At 43.4% G+C, this 4,418-nt stretch carries 4 protein-coding genes and 1 pseudogene; 1 reads left to right on the top strand and 4 read right to left on the bottom strand.

The genetic code is table 11. The features are described 5' to 3' along the window. The 3 genes and pseudogenes from T538_RS18485 to rpsU all read right to left on the bottom strand — a co-directional run. A pseudogene (locus T538_RS18485) lies at positions 1-219 on the bottom strand (IS1182 family transposase); the annotation flags it as partial. Between the two features lie 109 nt (positions 220-328). Continuing rightward, positions 329-2,377: an HD-GYP domain-containing protein gene (locus T538_RS0113670; RefSeq protein ID WP_081835005.1), complete on the bottom strand. Its 2,049-nt coding sequence runs from the start codon at positions 2,375-2,377 to the stop codon at positions 329-331. 130 nt (positions 2,378-2,507) lie between these two features. After that, positions 2,508-2,699: a 30S ribosomal protein S21 gene (gene rpsU / locus T538_RS0113665; protein ID WP_031534568.1), complete on the bottom strand. Its 192-nt coding sequence runs from the start codon at positions 2,697-2,699 to the stop codon at positions 2,508-2,510. Positions 2,700-2,849: 150 nt separating this feature from the next. Between rpsU and T538_RS0113660 the strand changes: the two genes are divergently transcribed. After that, positions 2,850-3,674, top strand: a complete 825-nt coding sequence (locus T538_RS0113660; RefSeq protein ID WP_051656120.1) for a hypothetical protein — start codon at positions 2,850-2,852, stop codon at positions 3,672-3,674. 82 nt (positions 3,675-3,756) lie between these two features. Here the strand turns inward: T538_RS0113660 and T538_RS0113655 are convergent, their stop codons facing one another. Then, positions 3,757-4,212 (bottom strand): hypothetical protein, encoded by a 456-nt coding sequence (locus tag T538_RS0113655; protein ID WP_031534564.1) that lies wholly within the window; start codon positions 4,210-4,212, stop codon positions 3,757-3,759. Positions 4,213-4,418 lie beyond the last annotated feature (206 nt).

The raw sequence follows: 4,418 nt of genomic DNA, 5'->3' as shown, positions 1-4,418 counted from the left end.
GATGACTACGGCCAGAAGCATCTTCGGGTCGTAGGGGCTGCGGCCACGCTCCTTGTACAGCTTGCGAAGACCGCTCAAGTCCAAACTGTTAACTACGCTGCTCACAAGACGGACTGGGTCGTCCTGGGCAATGTCCTTGTCGATTCTCTGAGGAAAAAGTATCGTCTGATTTGGAGAATACGGACGAAAGTGGTATCTTTGTTGCGTTTTATATTGCATGTTGTAAAGATACGAAAACTTTACGACATAACGAAGCCCTGGCTTGAGAAAGTCGGGGCTTTGATATAAAAAAAAGGATGTGCCTATTTTGACACACCCTCTTTTTTGTTTATTTTTCTTTCTCCTTATCCTTCCAGTATCTTGTGTAAAGTTTGTAGTAATTGTCGTAACGTCCGGTACTTACATGCTGTTTCAGTTTCTCATACACATCCTTGTTCGACATTATGAACGATATCAACTTAGGGTTGAACTGCGTTCCCGAAAGTTCGTCGAACTCCTGCATCACCGTTTCGAACGACTTTGGAGTGTGATAGTTTCGACCGATGTTCTCGGTGGCGGCATCCATACAGTCTGTAACCGTTACGAGACAGATGATAGGGAAGTACGGCGATTTTCTGTTCTTGAATTTAGGCGGATATCCGTCGCCGTCGAACCATTTGTGGTGACCGAGTGCGATGTCCTGATATTTCTTCAGCGACTCGTCTATGGCGAAGAACGGAAGTGATTTTTCAGGGTGCATCTGAATGATGTCGAACTCGTGGTTCGTCAACTTTCTGTAACAGTTGTTTATAATTGTTGGCATACAGATTTTTCCGAGGTCGTGATAGATGGCGGCATAGTACACAAAGTCTATGAGCGAATCCTTCTTCTCAACCACATCGTATGCCGTTGGATATCCCGGAATTCCAGCGAAGAACTCAGGATGGTTCTTTATCATGCCCTCTGCCAGAATTTTTGAAAGGTCGGCAACCATTGATACATGAACGTATGTTGTTGGCTGTTCTACGACGATGAGCGAGAACAGAAGCTCGCGACGCTCTTTAGATGAGAGATATTTAAGTATTGAAGGGCGTGTTGCGATGTTAGACAGAATCATTCCCTTCTCGAACGGATACTGACCGTGTGGATAGCGCGAGAAGATGTCGAGCAGGTTGTTAAGATGATTCTTCATGTATATGCCGCGTTTCTTTTCGCTCATGGTTGTGTGCTCAAGCACGGCTAGTTCGGTCTCGAACAGATTGTTCATGTAGTTGATTTTCAACTTCGGCGCGCCGGGGTCGAATTGCAGGTTAGGGTCGTTTTCCGTCAGTTTGTTAATTTGGGCAAGAGCCTTGTCCCAACTTATATGTCCCATGTACGCCTCAATCAGGAGGTCATCGTAGCGTAACAGACTGTAGTATCTGTTTTTCTGTTCTTCGAACTTATAGTTAATTCTCTTGCAAGTGGCAATATAGGCATCGTAGAGTTGGTCGCGTAGTTCCGGATTGTTCTGTCCGCGGCTTATGTAAGTGGCAATGCCTCGGAAGTGGAACAGGTCGATGCTCCATTTTGCAAATTCGTTAAGCAGACTGTCGCGGCGGAAAATCTCGCGAACCTCGCGTGTTGCGTACATCTTCTGGATGTTGTTTGCAATCTCCCGACTCTCTACAAGCGATATGTTGCCGGCCTGTGTGTGCAGTAGCGACAGGTTTACGAATGCTGCTATGAAGTAGAAGCGGTTAAGCGGATTGCGGAAGTGTGGAAAGCGGTCGCTCAGGTTCATAACCTTGTGATAGTATAGTTCCGAGCGCATTTCGGCCTCGCGGTCGCCCATTCGCGAACATTGGTAGTTAAGAAGTCCCGAGCACATGTAGCAGAATATAAGGTGCTCGATATCCTGCTTCTCCTCGTAGTGGGGCAGCAGAATATCCATAAGGTTCTCGTACAGGAATATGTCGTTAATGTTGCGATGGTACATGTTTCGCGTCCAGTAGTACAGCGAGTCGTATGCAGCCTCGGGTACGCTGTCGCTCTCGAAGTAGTCCTTCAGTTTTGTTATCTCCATGTTTGTAGAAGTGTAGATGTCCGAATACTTTCGTGCCCTGCGCTTAAACATGTTTGTCCACTTGTCGTGGCTCATGTTCATGAAGATACTGTCGTTGTATGTATTATGCTTGCGGTACGCATATACGATATTGTTGAATGTGCGTCTGAAGTCGGGTGCTCCGTTTCCGAGTGGCGGCAACTGCTTGTTAAGGTTGCGCTGCATTCTTTCTTGCTTGTGGAACTCCTCTCGTGCCCACGATGTTCCGGCTGTTACGGAATAGACATAGTTCTGCGCATACGAGAACACGGCACACATTGCGAGTATTATAAATACAGTTAAACGTGATTTCATATTTGTTTGATAATTATCGATTTAAATATGGCTTATTTTGTGCTTTTTATAATAAGTGGTGTAAAAGTACAAAAAAAATCCCACTCACAAAATGTGAATGGGATTTTTTTATGCTTGACTGAATAAAATATTATTCCTCAACACGGCGAAGCTGCTGTACATAAACAGCCTTCTCTCTCTTAAGACGGTTCTTAACAGATGGCTTGTCAAACTGCTGACGTGCTCTCAACTCTTTAACAACACCTGTCTTCTCGAACTTTCTTTTGAACTTCTTAAGAGCCTTTTCGATGCTATCGCCCTCTTTTACTGGAACTACGATCATTTTTTCTTATTTAGTTTAAAATTTATTACTTTTTCAGTTCTATTTCGGGGTGCAAAGATAAATAAAAATAATGTCATAAAGAAAAAAAATATTAAATTTGTGGCGCGAAACTACAAAAAATCATTCAAATATACTGACATAAAGCGTAGTATGGATATAATTGAACAGTTTTCAAAAGGAAAAAACGATACGCAGCCTTGCGAAGACAGACTTGTAATTACCGACGACTATGTGGCGGTTATCGATGGCTCTACCAGCAAGGGTAACTTTTCATTCGGCGGGATGCGTTCGGGGTTTGTTGCAGCCAAACTTGTGGGCGATTGCATAGCCGAGATGTCGCGCCGTAGTACCGTGGGGCAGGCTGCAAGACTTATGACTAACACTATTGCCGACTTTTATAATTCTAACGGATTGATGGATAGGATGAAAGAAAATCCTGCCGACAGACCGACGTGTAGCGTGGTTATCTATTCGGACTATCGCCGCGAGATTTGGCAGATAGGCGACTGCTTGGCAAAGGTTGGCGGCACGCTCTACGAGAACAGCAAGCCGCTCGAGGCTGCTCTTGCCAAGATGCGAAGCACGATGCTAAGGCTCGAGATGCTTGGCGGAAAGACGGTTGGCCAGTTGCTTGCCGACGATACGGGGCGCAAGGCTATAATGCCGCTGCTTAAACAGCAATGTGTATGCCAGAACAACCCGGATGCCGGCGAGTTTGCCTATGGGGTGGTTGACGGTTTTAAAATCGTTGGCGAACACATAAAGACTATTTCGCTTGCCGATTATAGCGGCGATGTTATTCTGGCATCAGACGGTTATCCGGTATTGTGCCCTACGCTCTACGATACCGAGGCACACCTTGCTGCCATTCTGAAGGAAGACCCCCTGTGCTACGACAAGAATATGGCTACAAAGGCTATGGTTGAGGGCAACAATAGTTTTGACGACAGAACATACGTCCGTTTTCAGATTTAAAACGGTATGTGTGGTTGGCAGAAACTGCGCTTTCTGATTGGTGGAAGGTGCAGTTTTTCTGTATAAAAATGATTATGTGTCATTAATCATAAAAGTCTGAAACACATTTGTATTTAGCCAAATTATTTATTTGGACATTTTTTATTTCATCAAAAACCACCCAGCCGTCTTTCTCTCTGACAGGTATAATCCAATGAGGCCTGTTTTCCTCGTCAACACAATATACAAAAATACTATCTTTATTGTAATAGTAACTTTTTATTGAGTCTATATCAAATGTTGAATTAGGGGAATCAATAGGGATAGTCGTGCCTGGACCAAAGAATTCTGAATGATCCGTAATTAAATAGAATCTCTCTATCGGTACACTTTTGCCATTCTCTAAGACGTAATCCTTGTAATATTCAGGAGTTAATCCATAAGGAAGCAGATGGTAATTTATAAAACTTTTACCATAAAAATAGTTATGATAATCACGTAATAGCATAAAACCGAGTGTCACAACTATGGTTGCTGATGTTATTATTGCTTTCTTCATTTCTGCTTTAATTGCGTTTATTTGTGGGGAGTACAAATCCCCACAAGCAAGAACTAATTTGGATATACTTTAATTCTTTTCAAGCCGTTTTTCTTGTCGCATATAATGTCTGATGTGTACATTTCGACATTGCACGATAACATTATGTACAAGTAGAAAGCTGGCAAATCTCCGTCTGCTTGTTTTTCTATACGTGTAGAAAAATG

This window comes from Bacteroides sp. Ga6A2 (genome assembly GCF_000702225.1).
Classification (GTDB): Bacteria; Bacteroidota; Bacteroidia; order Bacteroidales; family Bacteroidaceae; genus Ga6A1.
The sequence above is the reverse complement of the archived record's forward strand: the minus strand, read 5'-3'. Positions and strand labels throughout refer to the sequence as shown.